At 67.7% G+C, this 16,613-nt stretch carries 17 protein-coding genes; 13 read left to right on the forward strand and 4 right to left on the reverse strand.

Annotation, left to right across the window (positions count from 1 at the left end; translation table 11 throughout):
• Positions 1–51 precede the first annotated feature (51 nt).
• The 6 genes from NL241_RS03985 (at position 52) to NL241_RS04010 (ending at position 6,561) form a co-directional block, all read left to right on the forward strand.
• On the forward strand, positions 52–945 hold the full coding sequence (locus NL241_RS03985; RefSeq protein ID WP_494396842.1) for a phosphoribosylaminoimidazolesuccinocarboxamide synthase: 894 nt from the start codon (positions 52–54) through the stop codon (positions 943–945).
• Positions 942–3,035: a S9 family peptidase gene (locus NL241_RS03990; RefSeq protein ID WP_494396843.1), complete on the forward strand. Its 2,094-nt coding sequence runs from the start codon at positions 942–944 to the stop codon at positions 3,033–3,035. The genes NL241_RS03985 and NL241_RS03990 overlap by 4 nt, the downstream gene beginning before the upstream one ends.
• A 20-nt stretch (positions 3,036–3,055) precedes the next feature.
• Positions 3,056–3,619: a TetR/AcrR family transcriptional regulator gene (locus NL241_RS03995; RefSeq protein ID WP_487696197.1), complete on the forward strand. Its 564-nt coding sequence runs from the start codon at positions 3,056–3,058 to the stop codon at positions 3,617–3,619.
• Positions 3,620–3,630: 11 nt separating this feature from the next.
• A complete protein-coding gene (locus NL241_RS04000; protein WP_487696198.1) occupies positions 3,631–4,119 on the forward strand; it encodes a glutathione peroxidase in 489 nt (162 codons plus the stop codon).
• Between the two features lie 79 nt (positions 4,120–4,198).
• Positions 4,199–4,903 (forward strand): DUF2334 domain-containing protein, encoded by a 705-nt coding sequence (locus NL241_RS04005; RefSeq protein WP_487696199.1) that lies wholly within the window; start codon positions 4,199–4,201, stop codon positions 4,901–4,903.
• Between the two features lie 17 nt (positions 4,904–4,920).
• A complete protein-coding gene (locus NL241_RS04010) occupies positions 4,921–6,561 on the forward strand; it encodes an FAD-binding dehydrogenase (protein ID WP_494396844.1) in 1,641 nt (546 codons plus the stop codon).
• 45 nt (positions 6,562–6,606) lie between these two features.
• Here NL241_RS04010 and NL241_RS04015 read toward each other — a convergent pair whose 3' ends face one another.
• Together NL241_RS04015 and NL241_RS04020 are read right to left on the reverse strand one after the other, a co-directional pair.
• A complete protein-coding gene (locus NL241_RS04015) occupies positions 6,607–7,206 on the reverse strand; it encodes a hypothetical protein (RefSeq protein WP_494396845.1) in 600 nt (199 codons plus the stop codon).
• The gene (locus tag NL241_RS04020) at positions 7,203–7,841 is read right to left on the reverse strand and encodes an MBL fold metallo-hydrolase (RefSeq protein ID WP_487696202.1); all 639 of its coding nucleotides are present in this window, start codon (positions 7,839–7,841) and stop codon (positions 7,203–7,205) included. The genes NL241_RS04015 and NL241_RS04020 overlap by 4 nt, the downstream gene beginning before the upstream one ends.
• Before the next feature lie 38 nt (positions 7,842–7,879).
• Here NL241_RS04020 and NL241_RS04025 point away from each other — a divergent pair, with 38 nt between their 5' ends.
• From NL241_RS04025 to purQ, 3 genes are read left to right on the forward strand one after another with little or no spacing between them, the layout of a single operon-like run.
• Positions 7,880–8,554 (forward strand): ATPase, encoded by a 675-nt coding sequence (locus NL241_RS04025; protein WP_494396846.1) that lies wholly within the window; start codon positions 7,880–7,882, stop codon positions 8,552–8,554.
• Positions 8,555–8,608: 54 nt separating this feature from the next.
• Entirely contained in the window at positions 8,609–8,848 is a 240-nt protein-coding gene (gene purS, locus NL241_RS04030) for a phosphoribosylformylglycinamidine synthase subunit PurS (RefSeq protein ID WP_487696204.1), read from the forward strand.
• Positions 8,845–9,519, forward strand: a complete 675-nt coding sequence (gene purQ, locus NL241_RS04035) for a phosphoribosylformylglycinamidine synthase subunit PurQ (protein ID WP_487696205.1) — start codon at positions 8,845–8,847, stop codon at positions 9,517–9,519. The genes purS and purQ overlap by 4 nt, the downstream gene beginning before the upstream one ends.
• Positions 9,520–9,535: 16 nt before the next feature.
• On the opposite strand, the gene NL241_RS04040 is transcribed toward purQ, so the two are convergent.
• Positions 9,536–10,336, reverse strand: coding sequence for a family 1 encapsulin nanocompartment shell protein (locus NL241_RS04040; RefSeq protein ID WP_494396847.1), 801 nt, complete (start codon positions 10,334–10,336; stop codon positions 9,536–9,538).
• Entirely contained in the window at positions 10,333–11,355 is a 1,023-nt protein-coding gene (locus tag NL241_RS04045) for a Dyp-type peroxidase (protein WP_494396848.1), read from the reverse strand. Before NL241_RS04045 ends, NL241_RS04040 begins: the two co-directional genes overlap by 4 nt.
• 51 nt (positions 11,356–11,406) lie before the next feature.
• Between NL241_RS04045 and NL241_RS04050 the strand changes: the two genes are divergently transcribed.
• From NL241_RS04050 to purL, 4 genes are read left to right on the forward strand one after another with little or no spacing between them, the layout of a single operon-like run.
• Positions 11,407–12,681: a M18 family aminopeptidase gene (locus NL241_RS04050; protein WP_494396849.1), complete on the forward strand. Its 1,275-nt coding sequence runs from the start codon at positions 11,407–11,409 to the stop codon at positions 12,679–12,681.
• Between the two features lie 15 nt (positions 12,682–12,696).
• Positions 12,697–13,059 carry a VOC family protein gene (locus NL241_RS04055; RefSeq protein ID WP_494396850.1) on the forward strand — a complete coding sequence of 121 codons (363 nt, stop codon included), beginning with the start codon at positions 12,697–12,699 and terminating at the stop codon, positions 13,057–13,059.
• Between the two features lie 28 nt (positions 13,060–13,087).
• Positions 13,088–14,290, forward strand: a complete 1,203-nt coding sequence (locus NL241_RS04060) for a cation:proton antiporter domain-containing protein (protein ID WP_487696210.1) — start codon at positions 13,088–13,090, stop codon at positions 14,288–14,290.
• Between the two features lie 9 nt (positions 14,291–14,299).
• Complete coding sequence (purL, locus tag NL241_RS04065) at positions 14,300–16,606, forward strand: phosphoribosylformylglycinamidine synthase subunit PurL (RefSeq protein ID WP_494396851.1); 2,307 nt, start codon at positions 14,300–14,302, stop codon at positions 16,604–16,606.
• Positions 16,607–16,613 lie beyond the last annotated feature (7 nt).

Below are 16,613 nucleotides of genomic sequence, written 5' to 3' on the forward strand. Positions count from 1 at the left end.
CCGTCGATCCCAGCACGTCGCCCGGGATCATGTGGCCATTAGGCTGGCCGGATGCGTCCTGCTCTGTCCGACTACCAGCACATAGCCAGCGGGAAGGTCCGCGAGCTGTACCGCATCGACGACGAGCACCTGCTGTTCGTGGCCTCTGACCGCATCTCGGCGTTCGACTACATCCTCGACAGCGAGATCCCCGACAAGGGTCGGATCCTGACCGCGATGAGCGTGTTCTTCTTCGATCTGGTCGACGCGCCGAACCACCTGGCGGGCCCGCCCGACGACCCGCGGATCCCGGCCGACGTGCTGGGCCGCGCCCTGGTGGTGCAGCAGCTGGAGATGTTGCCGATCGAATGCGTGGCGCGCGGCTACCTCACCGGCTCGGGCCTGCTGGACTACCGGGCCACCGGATCGGTCTGCGGTATCGCATTGCCGCCGGGCCTCGGCGAGGCGAGCCGCTTCGACCAGCCGCTGTTCACCCCAGCCAGCAAGGCCGACCTCGGCGACCACGACGAGAACATCACCTTCGATCAGGTGATCTCGAAGGTGGGTGCGGAGCGGGCCGAGCAGTTGCGCGACAACACCCTGCGGATCTACGCGCAGGCCGCCGATCATGCACTGACGAAGGGCATCATCATCGCCGACACCAAATTCGAGTTCGGTGTCGACGCCGACGGCAACCTGCGCCTGGCCGACGAGGTGTTCACCCCGGACTCGTCGCGGTACTGGCCCGCCGACACCTACGCCCAAGGTGTGGTGCAACCCAGCTTCGACAAGCAGTTCGTCCGCAACTGGCTCACCGGACCGGACTCCGGATGGGACCGCACGGGGTCCGAACCGCCACCACGTCTGCCGTCGGAGATCGTCGACGCCACCCGCAGCCGCTACATCGAAGCCTACGAACGCATTTCCGGACTGAGCTTCGCCGACTGGATCGGACCCGCCTCGTGAACCCACCTGTAGCCAAAAGAGTCGAAACCCGCCGGGAGTTCCACGGTGACGTGTTCATCGACCCCTACGAGTGGCTGCGGGAGAAGACCGACCCCGAGGTGATCAACTACCTCGAGGACGAGAACACCTACGTCGACGCCATGACCGCAGACCAGGAACCGTTGCGGCAGAAGATCTTCGACGAGATCAAGGCCCGAACCAAGGAAACCGACCTCTCGGTGCCGACCCGTCGCGGCGACTACTGGTACTACGGCCGCAGCTTCGAGGGCAAGCAGTACGGGGTGCACTGCCGCTGCCCCGTCCAGCATGCGCAAGACTGGACACCGCCGACCCTCGACGAGTTCACCGAGGTTCCCGGCGAGTTCATCCTGCTCGACGAGAACGTCGAAGCCGAAGGGCACGAGTTCTTCTCACTGGGCGCCGCCAGCGTCAGCCTGGACGGCAACATCCTGGCGTACTCGGTCGACGTGCTCGGCGACGAGCGTTACACGTTGCGATTCAAGGATTTACGCACCGGCGAGCTGTACCCGGACGAAATCACCGGCATCGCGGCCGGGGTCACCTGGTCCGCGGACAGTGAAACCCTCTACTACACGACGGTGGACGACGCCTGGCGTCCCGACACCGTGTGGCGGCACCGGCTGGGCAGCGGGTTGCCCGCGCAGAAGGTCTTCCACGAACCCGACGAGAAGTACTGGGTCGGGATGGGCCGCACCCGCAGCAACAAGTACGTCGTGATCGCGACGGGCTCGGCGATCACCTCCGAGGTGTTCTATGCCGACGCCACCGACGCCGAAGCGGAATTCACCAGCGTCCTGCCGCGCCGCGAAGGGGTCGAGTACTCGATCGACCACGTGGTGGTGGGTGGCGAGGACCGCTTCCTCATCCTGCACAACGACGGCGCGGTGAACTTCACCCTGACCGAGGCGCCGGTCAGTGACCCGACCGCGCAGCGGACCCTGATCCCGCACCGTGAGGACGTCCGGCTCGAAGGTATGGATGCCTTCGCCGGCCACGTCGTGGTGAGTTACCGGCGTGAAGCGCTGCCCCGAATCCAGTTGTGGCCCATTGTCGATGGCGAATACGCGCAACCCGAGGAACTGTCCTTCGAATCCGAGCTGATGTCGGCGGGCCTGGGCGGGAACCCGAACTGGGAGGCGCCCCGCCTGCGGATCGCCGCCACCTCGTTCGTCATCCCGGTGCGCGTGTACGACCTCGACCTGGCCACCGGCGAGCGGACACTGCTGCGCGAGCAGCCCGTCCTGGGTGACTACCGGCCCGAGGACTACACCGAGCGCCGCGACTGGGCGGTGGCCCCCGACGGCACCCAGGTGCCGGTGTCGGTGATCAGCCGGGTCGGGACCGAAATGCCTGCGCCCACGCTGATCTACGGGTACGGCGCCTACGAGTCGTGTGAGGATCCGCGGTTCTCCATCGCGCGGCTGTCGCTGCTGGACCGCGGCATGGTCTTCGTCGTCGCCCATGTCCGAGGGGGCGGCGAGATGGGCCGGCTGTGGTACGAGCACGGCAAGCTGCTGGAGAAGCGCAACACCTTCACCGACTTCATCGCCGTCGCAGAGCATCTGGTTCAGGCCGGTATCACCCGCCCGGAGAATCTGGTGGCACTGGGCGGCAGCGCCGGCGGTCTGCTGATGGGTGCGGTCGCGAACCTGGCCCCGCAGGCCTTCGCGGGCATCCTCGCCCAGGTGCCGTTCGTCGACGCCCTGACCACGATCCTGGACCCGTCGCTGCCGTTGACCGTCACCGAGTGGGACGAGTGGGGCAACCCGATCGAGGACAGTGACGTCTACGCCTACATGAAGTCGTATTCGCCCTACGAGAACGTGGCCGCGGTGGATTACCCACCGATCCTGGCGATGACGTCGCTCAACGACACCAGGGTGTACTACGTGGAACCGGCCAAATGGGTTGCGGCTCTGAGGTATACCAAGACCGATGCGAACCCGGTGCTGTTGAAGACCCAGATGACCGCCGGACACGGCGGGATCAGCGGACGCTACGAGCGGTGGAAGGAAGTCGCGTTCCAGTACGCGTGGCTGTTGACCACTGCGGGAGTCTCCGACAACTAGTCAGTGACTAGACTGAGGTGATGAGCCGGGCGACATATCACCACGGTGACCTGCGCGCGGTCATCCTCGCCGAGGCCGCGCGGCTGGTCGCCGAACGCGGCGCCGAGCGACTGTCGCTGCGGGAGCTGGCCAGGGCGGCGGGAGTGTCACACGCCGCACCCGCGCACCACTTCACCGACCGCCGTGGGCTGTTCACCGCACTGGCCGCCGAAGGCTTCACCAAACTGGCCGCAGCCCTGGAGGCGGCCCGACCCCAGTTCCTCGATGCCGCACTGGCATACGTCGACTTCGCGCTGCGAAACCCCGGGCACTTCGCCGTCATGTTCGATGCCTCGCTGCTGGATGTCGCCGATGCCGAGCTGGTCGCCGCGCAGACGGCCGCGGCTGCCGAGCTGTCCCGCGGGGTGTCGACCCTGACGAGTCCCAAGGCGCGCAAGAATCCCGCCGACGCCGAACTGGCGGCCTGGTCGATGGTGCACGGCTTTTCGATGCTCTGGCTCAACAACGCCTTCACCCCCGATATCGCCGCCGCCGATCCGATGGATCTGGCCGAGCGAATGGGACGGATGTTGTTCGACGGGTAGGTTCGTGGTTCATGAGCCTGACCGATATTCCGTTGACGACGTTGAGCGGCGAGCCCACGTCCCTGGCCGACTACGCCGACCGCGCGATCCTGCTGGTCAACGTCGCCTCCAAATGTGGCCTCACCCCGCAGTACAGCGCACTGGAACAGCTGGCACGTGACTATGCAGATCGCGGGTTGACGGTGATCGGGGTGCCGTGCAATCAGTTCATGGGCCAGGAGCCCGGCACCGCCGAGGAGATCCAGACGTTCTGCTCCACCACCTACGGCGTGACGTTCCCGCTGCTGGAGAAGACCGACGTCAACGGCGCCGGACGGCACCCGCTCTACGCTGAGCTCACCAAGACCGCCGACGCCTCGGGCGAGGCCGGTGACGTGCAGTGGAACTTCGAGAAATTCCTGCTCGCGCCGGGTGCGACGGTGACCAACCGGTTCCGGCCCCGGACCACGCCCGACGATCCCGAGGTGATCAGCGCCATCGAGGCCGTCCTGCCGAACTAGCCGGGCTGGACCAACAGACGCCACCTGGGCGCCGGGTGTCTGACACCCTCTGGTCATCTGAGGTTGCCAGACTGCGGGCATGGCTGGGCAACTGATCGTCTCGGTTTCCGGGATCGACAACCGCACGCTGCCCGATATCGTCGCGCTGCGTGAGCAGCTGGCCAGCCGTTCGGTGCCGCTGTCGTGGTTCGTCGCGCCCCGCTTGAAGGGCGACTACCGTCTCGACGCCGACAGACCCACCGTCGACTGGCTGACCGAGCGGCGCGCCGGTGGCGACGCCATAGTGCTGCACGGCTACGACGAAGCCGCCACCAAACACCGCCGCAGCGAATTCGCGGTGCTGCAAGCCCATGAAGCCAACCTGCGACTGATGGCCGCCGACCGGGTGCTCGACCACATGGGATTGCGTACCCGGCTGTTCGCCGCACCGGGCTGGTCGGTATCGCCTGGTGCGGTGCTAGCGTTGCCCCGCAACGGCTTCCGGCTGCTGGCGGGGCTGTCGGGGATCACCGATCTGGTGCGCGACACCACCTTGCGCACCCGCGTGCTGGGCATCGGCGCCGGCTTCCTCACCGAACCGTGGTGGTGCCGGACGCTGGTGCTGTCGGCTGAGCGCACCGCTCGGCGCGGCGGGATCGTGCGGCTGGCCGTCTCGGCCCGCCAGCTGCGTAAGCCGGGACCACGCCAGGCCGTGCTCGACGCGGTGGACCTGGCACTGATGCACGGCTGCGTCCCCACCGTCTACCAGTGGTCGCCGCGTCCTGCACTGCTCGGCGCCGCGTAGTCAGTAGCGTTGGCGTCATGGACGCTGACGTCATCGTGGTCGGGGCCGGTATCGCCGGTTTGGTGGCAGCCTGCGAGCTGGCCGAACGAGGCAAGCAGGTGCTGCTCGTCGACCAGGAGAACGCCGCCAACCTGGGTGGGCAGGCGTTCTGGAGTTTCGGCGGACTGTTCCTCGTCGACAGCCCCGAACAACGGCGGCTCGGCATCCGGGACAGCCACGAACTGGCGCTGCAGGACTGGCTCGGCACCGCCGGCTTCGACCGCCCCGAGGACTACTGGCCCCGCCAATGGGCACACGCCTACGTCGACTTCGCGGCCGGCGAGAAGCGCAGTTGGCTGCGCGAACGCGGGCACCAGATCTTCCCGCTCGTCGGGTGGGCCGAACGCGGCGGATACGACGCCCGTGGGCACGGGAACTCGGTGCCGAGGTTCCACATCACCTGGGGCACCGGGCCCGGACTCGTCGACGTATTCGCCCGTCGTCTGAAGGACAACACCGGGGTGCGCTTTGCGTACCGGCACCAAGTCGACGAGCTGATCGTCGACAACGGCGCCGTGGTCGGTGTCCGCGGCACCGTGCTGGAACCGTCGTCAGCGGCGCGTGGTGAAGCGTCAACCCGAAACAGTGTGGGCGAGTTCGAATTCCGTGCGTCCGCGGTGATCGTCACCAGCGGCGGGATAGGCGCCAACCTGGACTTGATCCGCAAGAACTGGCCACCGAGGATGGGGCGGGTACCGGATCAGCTGTTGGCCGGGGTGCCCGCGCACGTCGACGGGCGGATGATCGAGATCACCGAGTCGATCGGCGCGCGGGTGATCAACCGGGACCGGATGTGGCACTACACCGAGGGCATCACCAACTACGACCCGATCTGGCCCCACCATGGCATCCGCATCCTGCCGGGTCCGTCGTCACTATGGCTGGACGCCGCCGGTAAGCGCCTGCCGGGTCCGCTGTATCCGGGTTTCGACACCCTGGGCACCCTGGAGCACATCGTGCGGTCTGGGCATGACTACACCTGGTTCATCCTCAACGCCCGGATCATCGAGAAGGAGTTCAGTCTCTCCGGGCAGGAACAGAACCCGGATCTCACCGAACGGGACATCCGCAAGGTGCTGCAGCGGGTGCGACCCGGACCGCCGGCGCCGGTTCAGGCGTTCGTCGACCGCGGAGTCGATTTTGTCAGTGCCGGGTCGCTTCGGGAACTGGTGACGAAGATGAACGAGCTGCCGGAGGTGGAGCAGCTCGACTTCGCGGCGGTGGAAGCCGAGGTGACCGCGCGCGACCGCGAGGTGGCCAACCGTTACACCAAAGACGGTCAGATCACCGCGATCCGCGGAGCGCGGGCGTATCTGGCCGACCGGATCACCCGGGTGGTCGCACCGCACCGGCTCACCGACCCCAAAGCGGGTCCGCTGATCGCGGTCAAGCTGCACATCCTGACGCGAAAGACGTTGGGCGGGTTGGAAACCGACCTCGACTCCCGAGTGCTCGCCGACGGTGGTTCCCCGATCCCGGGCCTGTATGCCGCCGGTGAGGTCGCCGGCTTCGGCGGCGGCGGCGTGCACGGCTACCGCGCGCTGGAAGGCACCTTCCTCGGCGGCTGCATCTTCTCCGGCCGCGCAGCAGGCCGGGGCGCGGCCCGCGACATCGCGTGATTTGGGCGCGCTCATAACCGCTCAGCGGTTATGAGCGCGCCCAAATCACAGGTCGATGGTGGTGGTGACGGACACCAGTTGCGGGGCGGCGGGGGCCGAGGAGAAGCCGAACTGGACCGGCGGTGACAGATCCGCCAGACCGCCCAGGGGCGTCGACTCGTAGCGCCCGGAAACCCCGACGATGCGCCGCGTCCGTCGCACCCCGTAGTACTCGCGGCGGCCCTGCCCGGCGGTGCCGGCGGTGTGCACCCCGGGCACCAACCGCGCCGCCACCGGATCGATGAGCCGCAGCCACACCGGCGTGGTCGCCAGGAATCCCGGTACCAGGCGCAACAGGCCGTCGAAACGGGCGGGCCCGCCGATCGCCACGCTGACATCCAGGGTCGCAGCGGTGACCGCCAGCCGGTCCGACGTCAACTCGGTGGACACTTCACCGGTGTGCATATAGTCGAAAGAATAAGTGGCGGAGATGAATTCGGCGACCTCGGCCGACGGTGCGAGCAGTGTGCGGACACCGTCGGGGGTTTGCACCATGACATCGGAGAAGCTGCCGAACGGTGACTCCTGCCAGATCCCGACGACCATGCGGATACCGGCCAGACTCCCGAACCCGGCGATGTGGCCGGTGAACGCCACCCGGGTCATAGCGGAGTGGACGTTTCTTCCTCCAGCACGCGGAAGTCGGTGTCGGTCATCTCGCTGAGCCGACCGAAGTAGATGCCCCGTGCTTCGGGGGCGACGATGCCGTGGTGGATGGGCACGGCGTGGGTGGGCGCGACGGCCCGCAGATAGTCGACGGCCTCGGAGATCTTCATCCACGGCGCGGCCGCAGGGGTGGCCAGCACGTCCACGGGCTCGTCGGGCACGAACAGCGCGTCGCCGGGGTGCATCAGCTTGGCGGCATGCTCTCCGTCGCCGACCAGGTACGAGATGTTGTCGATCACAGGCAGATCCGGGTGGATCACCGCATGCCTGCCCCCCACGCCGCGGACGGTGAGTTCGCCGATGGACAGTTCGTCGCCGACGTTGACGGCCGTCCACGCGCCGCCGAGCTGTGCCGCGGTCTGCGGGTCGGCGTAGAGCGCGGCCTGTGGGTTGGCCTCCACCAGGGCCGGTAACCGTTCGGGGTCGGCGTGGTCGGGATGCTGGTGGGTGATGAGGATCGCCGAGAGCCCGGTGATGCCCTCGAACCCGTGAGAGAACGTGCCCGGGTCGAACAGCACGGTGGTCTGCGGAAAGCTCGCCAGAAGGCACGAATGGCCGAAATGCGTCAGTTCCATGCCTACGATTGTGCGCCAGGGGTACCGAGGGGGGTGCGATGGTCCGCGTGATCTTGGCCGCGGTGCTGGCAGGGGTGCTCGTGGGAGGGGGCCTGGTGGTGGCGCCGGTGGCTGCGGGCTTGCCGGAGACCTGCCCGCCGACGTGCGATCGGATACCGGACACCGCATGGCCGGCGCCGCCGTCGCCGAACACGACCGTGACGTGGCCGCCGCTGGCCGGCCTGGCCGCTCCGGTGCTCAGGCCGCGGTTCTACGCCGAGGAGCTGTGCTCCATCCCGCTGCCGGCCGACGATCCCCGCACCTACGCGGTGGCGGCCAGGGCCGAAGTGCAGGCCCCGCCCGGACAGTGGCAGATGCGGGCCCAGATCATCCACTGGCGAGGCGAGACATCGTACGGCGGTCAGCTGGTCACCGCGGCGTTCGAGCAGGCCAAGGCGGCGTTGCGGGCCTGTCAGGTGATCGCGCCGCCGTTGTCGCCGTCGGTGACCACCGACCGTGACGGGGCACTGGCGGCCGTGCTCACCGGCCCGCAGCTGGTGCACCAGTACCTGGTGGCGCACCCGCAGAGCAGCAGCATCGCCGAGCTGGTGTTCTGGGCCACACCACCGCCGCCGGGGGCGCCGCCGATTCCCTGGTCGGCCCCACCCGACCGGCAGGTGCTCGCAGTCATGACGGAGGCGCTCTGCGCGGCCTACCTGTCCTCGTGTGGATAGACTTGTGCCCGACCACACGCATCCAGCAGTGTCTTTTGAAGTGAGGAGCCGCACGTGGCCCGGGTAGTTGTCCATGTGATGCCCAAGGCCGAGATTCTCGACCCGCAGGGCCAGGCGATCGTCGGTGCCTTGGGCCGGCTCGGACACGGCGGCATCTCAGATGTGCGGCAAGGCAAGCGCTTCGAACTCGAAGTCGACGACAGCGTAGGCGACGAAGCCCTGGCCGAGATCGCCGAATCGCTGTTGGCCAACACCGTGATCGAAGACTGGACCGTCAGCCGGGAGCCTTCATGAGCGCTCGCGTCGGGATCATCACCTTCCCCGGCACCCTCGACGACGTCGACGCCGCCCGCGCGGTGCGGCTCGCCGGTGCCGAGCCGGTGAGTCTGTGGCACGCCGACGCCGACCTCAAGGGTGTCGACGCGGTGATCGTGCCCGGCGGCTTCTCCTACGGTGACTATCTGCGCGCCGGGGCCATCGCCCGATTCGCCCCCGTGATGGGTGAGGTGGTGGCCGCTGCCGAGCGCGGCATGCCGGTGCTCGGCATCTGCAACGGCTTCCAGGTGCTGTGTGAGACAGGACTGCTGCCGGGTGCGCTGACCCGCAACGAGGGCCTGCACTTCGTGTGCCGCGACATCTGGCTGCGCGTTGACGGCACGAACTCCGCGTGGACCTCCCGGTACGACCCGGGCGCCGAGATCCTGGTGCCGTTGAAGTCCGGCGAGGGCCGCTACGTCGCCTCCGATGAGGTGCTCGACGAACTCGAGGGCGAGGGCCGCGTGGTGTTCCGGTATGTCGACAACCTCAACGGCTCCCAGCGCGACATCGCGGGCATCAGCTCGGCCAACGGCCGCGTCGTGGGCCTGATGCCGCACCCCGAGCACGCCACCGAGGCGCTCACCGGACCCTCCGATGACGGCCTGGGGATCTTCTTCTCCGCTCTCGACGCGGTGCTCACCGCCTGAGCTCCGCAGCCGGAACTCAGGGGCAGCTCAGCGCCACCGACGCCTCGGCGGTGTAGCAGAGGAACGTCAGCGTCTCCTCCAGGTACAGCTGCACCGTGTTCGCATCGTGCGACAGATACCCGATGGACACGTCGGTGCCCAACTGCAGGTCGAAATCACCTCCGCGCGTGGACAATACGAACGCACCGTCGATCGCGGGGGCCCAGATGATGTCACCGTCGATCAGCCGGTTGATGTGCTCGAGGATCGGATACCCGTGCGCGGTGGTCTCGGCGACCTTGGTGTAGGTGTCCGCGGACAACAGAACCGCGTACGGGCCGTCGACACCGGCGAGCCGCAGTTCGGACAGCGCCTGGGCGATCACATCCGGGATCTCCCGGGGGTCCTCCGGCAGCGAAAGCGGCGGATTCGAGCTGCACTTGCGGATCCCGCCGATACCCGCGGCGTCGTAGCCCTCGAAGATCGCGCGGTCCTCGACGAACGCCAGCTTCTTGGCGGCGTCCTTGACGGGATCCCAGTCCGAGTCCTGTGACCCGCGTTCCACATCGTCGATGTCGATCCGGTTGACCGTGAACGGAACTCGCAACCGCACCAGCGGGCGGCTCTCCCGCAGGTGCGCCAGCACTCCGTCGCTGGGGGCCGGGGCGTCGAGCAGATGGCCGGTGCTGACTGCCGCGGTCACCGGTCCACCGGGCTCGCTGACGTCGACAACCCGCCGACCGGCGATGTGCCGCTTGAAGGTTCGCGACGCCTCGAGTTCGATCTCCGCCCACGCGGCCGCGGTGATCGGCGCCAGTTCGCGGTAGAGATTGTTCATTGCGGTTGTCCTTTCAGACTGCCGATGGCCAGAGAGCCTTGATGTGAGGGAGGTGCTTCTACAATTCCGAGAGCCTGCGCGGAGTCCGGAAGCGCAGGCGGGTCGTCGAGAAAATCTGCGGAGGGACTGAAGAACAGGCCACCGGTGAGTGCGGTGGAGAAGTCCAGGATGCGGTCGGTGTTACCGGGCGGGTCACCGAGGAACATGTTGTCCAGCATGCGTTCGGTGACCGTCGGGGTGCGCGAGTAGCCGATGTAGTACGTACCGAACTCGCCCTTGCCGATCTCCCCGAAAGGCATGTTGTGGCGGACGATCTTGAGCTCGTTGCCGTCGGCGTCGGCGATCACGTTGAGCGCCACGTGTGAGTCGGCCGGCTTGACGTCGTCGTCGAGTTCGATGTCTTCGAGTTTGGTGCGGCCGATCACACGCTCCTGCTCGGTGACCGACAACGCATTCCACGCGCCCATGTCATGCACGTACTTCTGGACGTGGACATAACAACCGCCGGCGAAATCAGGATCCTCGGCACCGATCGCAGTGGCGTTCACCGCTATCCGCCCATCGGGGTTCTCCGTGCCGTCGACGAAACCCATCAGGTCGCGGTTGTCGAAGAACCGGAATCCGTGCACCTCGTCGACGACGGTGATGGCTCCGGCCATCGCCCGGGCGACATGCCCGGCGAGTTCGAAACAGAAGTCCAGGGATTCGGCGCGGATGTGGAACAACAGGTCGCCCGGGGTGGCGGGCGCACGATGGCGGGGTCCGTTGATCTCGATGAACGGATGCAGCTCGGCCGGCCGGGGTCCGGCGAACAGGCGGTCCCAGGCCTGCGAGCCGATCGAGGTGATCATCGACAAGTTCTTCGTGGGATCGCGGAACCCGACCGCACGCACCAGACCCGACAGATCGGGTAGGGCGTCGTGCACGGTTTCGGCGCCGCCATCGGCGATCGTGGCCACCAGGAAGATGGCCGCAGGCGTCAACGGCGCCAGGATCGACTGGGGTTGCGGGTCAGGCACGAAGTGACCCTAACGGCAAACCCCGCGCCCGTAACGACAAAGATGGTGAATATGCCTGCTAGCCCCCATAGCTTGTGTGAGTTCATCGATGCGTCGCCGTCGCCGTACCACGTCTGCGAGACAGCGGCCGCTCGCCTGCGCGCCGCCGGCTACACCGAACTGGCCGAAGCCGATGCCTGGCCCGGCAGCGGACGCTATTTCGTGTTGCGCGCCGGGTCCCTGATCGCCTGGGACAGTACGGGTGCCACCGGTCGGCCGTTCCGGGTGGTCGGCGGGCACACCGACAGTCCGAACCTGCGCGTCAAACAACATCCGGACCGCGCGGTGGCCGGCTGGTCGGTGGTGGCGTTGCAGCCCTACGGCGGCGCCTGGCTCAACTCGTGGCTGGACCGTGATCTCGGTGTCAGCGGGCGGCTGTCGGTCCGGGACACCGCCAGCCCGACGGGCATCGCGCACAAGCTGATCCGCATCGATCACCCGCTGTTGCGGGTGCCCCAATTGGCGATCCATCTATCCGATGACCGCAAGGGCGTGAGCCTGGACCCGCAGCGACATGTCAACGCGGTGTGGGGGACCGGTGATCGGCCGGTCTCGTTCGTCGACCACGTGGCGCAGCAAGCCGACATCGATCCGGGCGACGTGCTGGCCTTCGATCTGATGACCCACGACCTCACGGCCTCGGCGGTGTGGGGTCCAGGGACAGCGCAAGCCGAGTTCGTCAGCGCACCTCGGCTGGACAACCAGGGCACCTGTTATGCCGGGCTGGAAGCGCTGCTGGCGGCGGACTCGGCTTGGGTCATCCCGGTGCTGGCGTTGTTCGACCACGAGGAAGTGGGCTCGACGTCGGATCACGGTGCCCAGTCGGACCTGCTGATCACCACGCTGGAGCGCATCGTGCTGGCGGCCGGAGGCAACCGCGAGGACTTCCTGCGGGTGCTCACCGGGTCGATCGTCGCCTCCGGCGACATGGCGCACGCGACGCACCCGAATTACCCGGAGCGCCACGAACCCGGCCACCTGATCGAGATCAACGGCGGGCCCGTGCTGAAGGTGCAGCCGAATCTGCGTTATGCCACCGACGGGCGCACCGCCGCGGCCTTCGAGTTGGCCTGCCGCCAGGCCGGGGTGCCGTTGCAGCGGTACGAACATCGCGCGGATCTGCCCTGCGGGTCCACCATCGGCCCGATGACCTCGGCGCGCACCGGGATCCCGACCGTCGACGTCGGTGCCGCGCAGCTGGCCATGCACTCGGCGCGCGAACTCATGGGCGCCCACGACGTCGCCGCGTACGCCGCGGCATTACGGGCGTTTCTGTCACCGGCCTGACTTAGCGTGGGCGTCATGACATCACGAAGCCTGGCCGTGGAGATGATCACGTTCGACTGCACCGACCCGGACCGTCTCGCCCAATGGTGGGGCACCGTCGTCGACGGTGCGGTCAACCCGGTGGTTCCCGGGGAGTTCGTCGTGGTGGTTCAGGACAGCGGCCCGAACCTGGGGTTCCAGCACGTGGACGACCCGACGCCGGGCAAGAACCGGGTCCACCTCGATCTCGCGGCACCCGACCTCGAGCAGGAGGTGGAACGACTGGTGTCGCTGGGAGCGGTGGAGACCGGTCGTCATGATTTCGGCGAGGAGTTCCAGTGGGTGGTCTTCGCCGACCCGGACGGCAACGCCTTCTGTGTTGCCGCAGCCACGGACTGAACCCGCCGCGGCTGGTTAGATTCCAGCCGTGCTCCTGTCGATCGTCATCGTCTCGGTCGTCCTGGCCGGATGGGCGCTGTCGGCCACGCGGCTGGAGAGGTGGCGTATCACCGCGCCGCTGTTCCTGGTGGTTGCCGGAGCGGTGGTGGAGTACACCACGCATGGCACGCTCGCCGACACCCTGAACTCAGAAACCGCCCAGCACGTCGCCGAGATCATCCTGGCGGTCCTGCTTTTCGTCGATGCGAACGCCATCCGCTCCGGACTGCTCGGGGCGTACCCCCGTTCGGCGACCCGTCTGCTGTTCGTTGCCCTGCCGCTGAGCCTGGCGCTGGCGGTGCTGCTGGGGCTGTGGCTGTTGCCCGGAATGTCGGTGGCCGTGGTGCTGCTCATCGCCTGCATCGTGGTGCCCATCGATTTCGCGCCGGCCCCGCGGATCGTCCACGACCACCAGGTGCCCTCGCGCGTCCGCAACCTGCTCAACGTCGAGGCCGGCTACAACGACGGCATCGTCTCGCCGATCTTCGTCTTCGCCCTGGCGGTCGCCGACAACCAGGACAGCGCCGGCTCCTTCTGGGCGGAACTCGGCGCGGCCGTCCCGCATGCCGTCATCGCCATCGTCCTCGGGTTGTGTGTCGGCGCCGGGCTGGCCGCGGCGGCCAACACCGCCGACCGCATGGGCCTGATGACCGGACAGTCGCGGCGCATCATCGTGGTCCTGGCCCCGGCGCTGGCCTACACCCTGAGCCTCGGCCTCGATGCCAACGGCTTCGTCGCGGCGTTCCTGTGCGGTATCGGCTACCACGTGGTCCGCAAGTCCCGGGACGCCGAACGCGAACTCGAACTGCTCGAGGACATCGGTTTCCTGCTCAGTGCGGCCATGTGGTTCGTGTTGGGCGGTGTGGCGTTGATCGCATACTGGCGGGCCGACCTGACCGCCGGCATCGTGGTGTTCTGTCTGCTGGCGCTGACCCTGGTGCGCATGCTGCCCGTCGCGCTGGCCATGGTGCGATCGAAGTTCTCCTGGTCAGAGCGGTTGTTGCTGGGCTGGTTGGGGCCCCGCGGCGCCTCCTCGATCGTGTTCGGCCTGCTGGCGTTCAATCTGCTCGGCGGTGACGACGAGAACACCATCCTGTTGATCATGGTCGCGGTGGTGCTCGGCAGCGTGTTGTTGCACGGATTCGGCGCCCCCGCGGCGGCGCGGGCATTCGCCCGCACCCAGAACGAATAAACTGTTGCGGTGACGTCTGAGCTCACCCAAGAGATCGATACCGTGGGGCGGGCCGTCGCCACCCCCGAACAGCCGCAGCCCTTCCGCGAACTGGGCCTCAAGGATGACGAGTACGAGCGCATCCGCGAGATCCTCGGCCGCCGCCCCACCGACGCCGAGCTGGCCATGTACTCGGTGATGTGGAGCGAGCACTGCTCCTACAAGTCCTCCAAGGTGCACCTGCGCTACTTCGGGGAGACCACCACCGATGAGATGCGCGCCGGCATGCTCGCCGGCATCGGCGAGAACGCCGGCGTTGTCGACATCGGGGACGGCTGGGCCGTCACGTTCAAGGTCGAATCGCACAACCACCCGTCGTACGTGGAGCCCTACCAGGGGGCGGCCACCGGCGTCGGCGGCATCGTCCGCGACATCATGGCGATGGGCGCGCGCCCGGTGGCCGTGATGGACCAGCTGCGCTTCGGCGCGGCCGACGCGCCCGACACCCGCCGCGTGCTCGACGGTGTGGTGCGCGGTGTCGGCGGCTACGGCAACTCGCTCGGTCTGCCCAACATCGGCGGCGAAACCATCTTCGACGAGTCGTATGCGGGCAACCCCCTGGTGAACGCGCTGTGTGTCGGGGTGCTGCGCAAAGAGGATCTGCACCTTGCGTTCGCTTCCGGTGCCGGGAACAAGATCATCCTGTTCGGTGCCCGGACCGGCCTCGACGGCATCGGTGGTGTGTCGGTGCTGGCGTCGGACACCTTCGGCGGCGACGAGTCCGGTGCCGGCCGCAAGAAGCTCCCCAGCGTGCAGGTGGGCGACCCGTTCATGGAGAAGGTGCTCATCGAGTGCTGTCTCGAGTTGTACGCCGCCGGCGTGGTGATCGGCATCCAGGACCTCGGTGGTGCCGGTTTGTCCTGTGCCACTTCTGAACTCGCAGCCGCCGGCGACGGCGGCATGGCCATCGAGTTGGACAAGGTGCCGCTGCGAGCCAAGTACATGACCCCCGCCGAGATTCTCTCCAGTGAGTCCCAGGAACGGATGTGCGCCGTCGTCGCACCCGAGAACGTGGACGCGTTCATGGCGATCTGTCGAAAGTGGGAGGTGCTGGCGTCGGTCATCGGCGAGGTCACCGACGGTGACCGCCTGCACATCACCTGGCACGGCGAGACCGTCGTCGATGTGCCTCCACGCACGGTGGCCCACGAAGGCCCCGTCTACCAGCGGCCGGTGCAGCGCCCCGACACTCAGGACGCACTGATCGCCGACACCACGGCCTCGCTGCCCCGCCCGCAGACCGGTGACGAACTGCGTGCGACGGTGCTCTCGATGCTGGGCAGTCCGCACCTGTGCAGTCGCGCGTTCATCACCGAGCAGTACGACCGTTACGTCCGCGGTAACACCGTGCTCGCCGAGCATGCCGACGGTGGTGTGCTGCGCATCGACGAGCAGACCGGCCGCGGTATCGCCTTGTCCACCGATGCCTCCGGCCGCTACACCCAGCTGGACCCGTACACCGGCGCGCAGCTGGCGCTGGCCGAGGCCTACCGCAATGTCGGCGTGACGGGCGCGGTGCCGGTGGCGGTGACCAACTGCCTGAACTTCGGATCGCCGGAAGATCCGGGCGTGATGTGGCAGTTCGCCCAGGCGGTGCGAGGACTCGCCGATGGCTGTGCGGCACTGGGCATTCCGGTGACCGGAGGCAACGTCAGCTTCTACAACCAGACCGGGTCCACGGCGATCCTGCCGACGCCGGTGGTCGGTGTCCTCGGGGTGATCGACGACGTGGCCCGCCGGATCCCGACCGGTTTCGGCACCGAGCCGGGCGAGACCTTGATCCTGCTGGGTGACACCCGCGACGAGTTCGACGGCTCGATCTGGGCTCAGGTCAGCGCCGGGCACCTCGGTGGGGTACCGCCGAAGGTGGACCTGGAGCGCGAGAAGTTGCTGGCCGAGGTGCTGGCCGCCGCCTCCCGCGACGGCCTGGTGTCCGCGGCGCATGACCTCTCCGAGGGTGGCCTGATGCAGGCCGTCGTCGAAGGCGCGCTGGCCGGTGAAACCGGTTGCCGGATCCTGCTGCCCGAAGGCTGGCAGGAAGAGGGGGCCCCGTTCGTCTTCCTCTTCTCGGAGTCCTCGGGCCGGGTGCTGGTTGCGGTGCCGCGCACCGAGGAGAGCCGATTCGTCTCGATGTGCGAGGCGCGCGCTCTCCCGGCCGTCCGCGTCGGCGTGGTGGATCAGGGTTCGGATGCCGTCGAGGTCCAGGGCCAGTTCAGCATCCCGCTGACCGAGCTGCGCAGCACCTGGGAAGGTGTGCTGCCGAAGTTGTTCGGGTGAGCCCGCG

It is taken from the genome of Mycolicibacterium sp. SMGY-1XX (assembly GCF_059132455.1).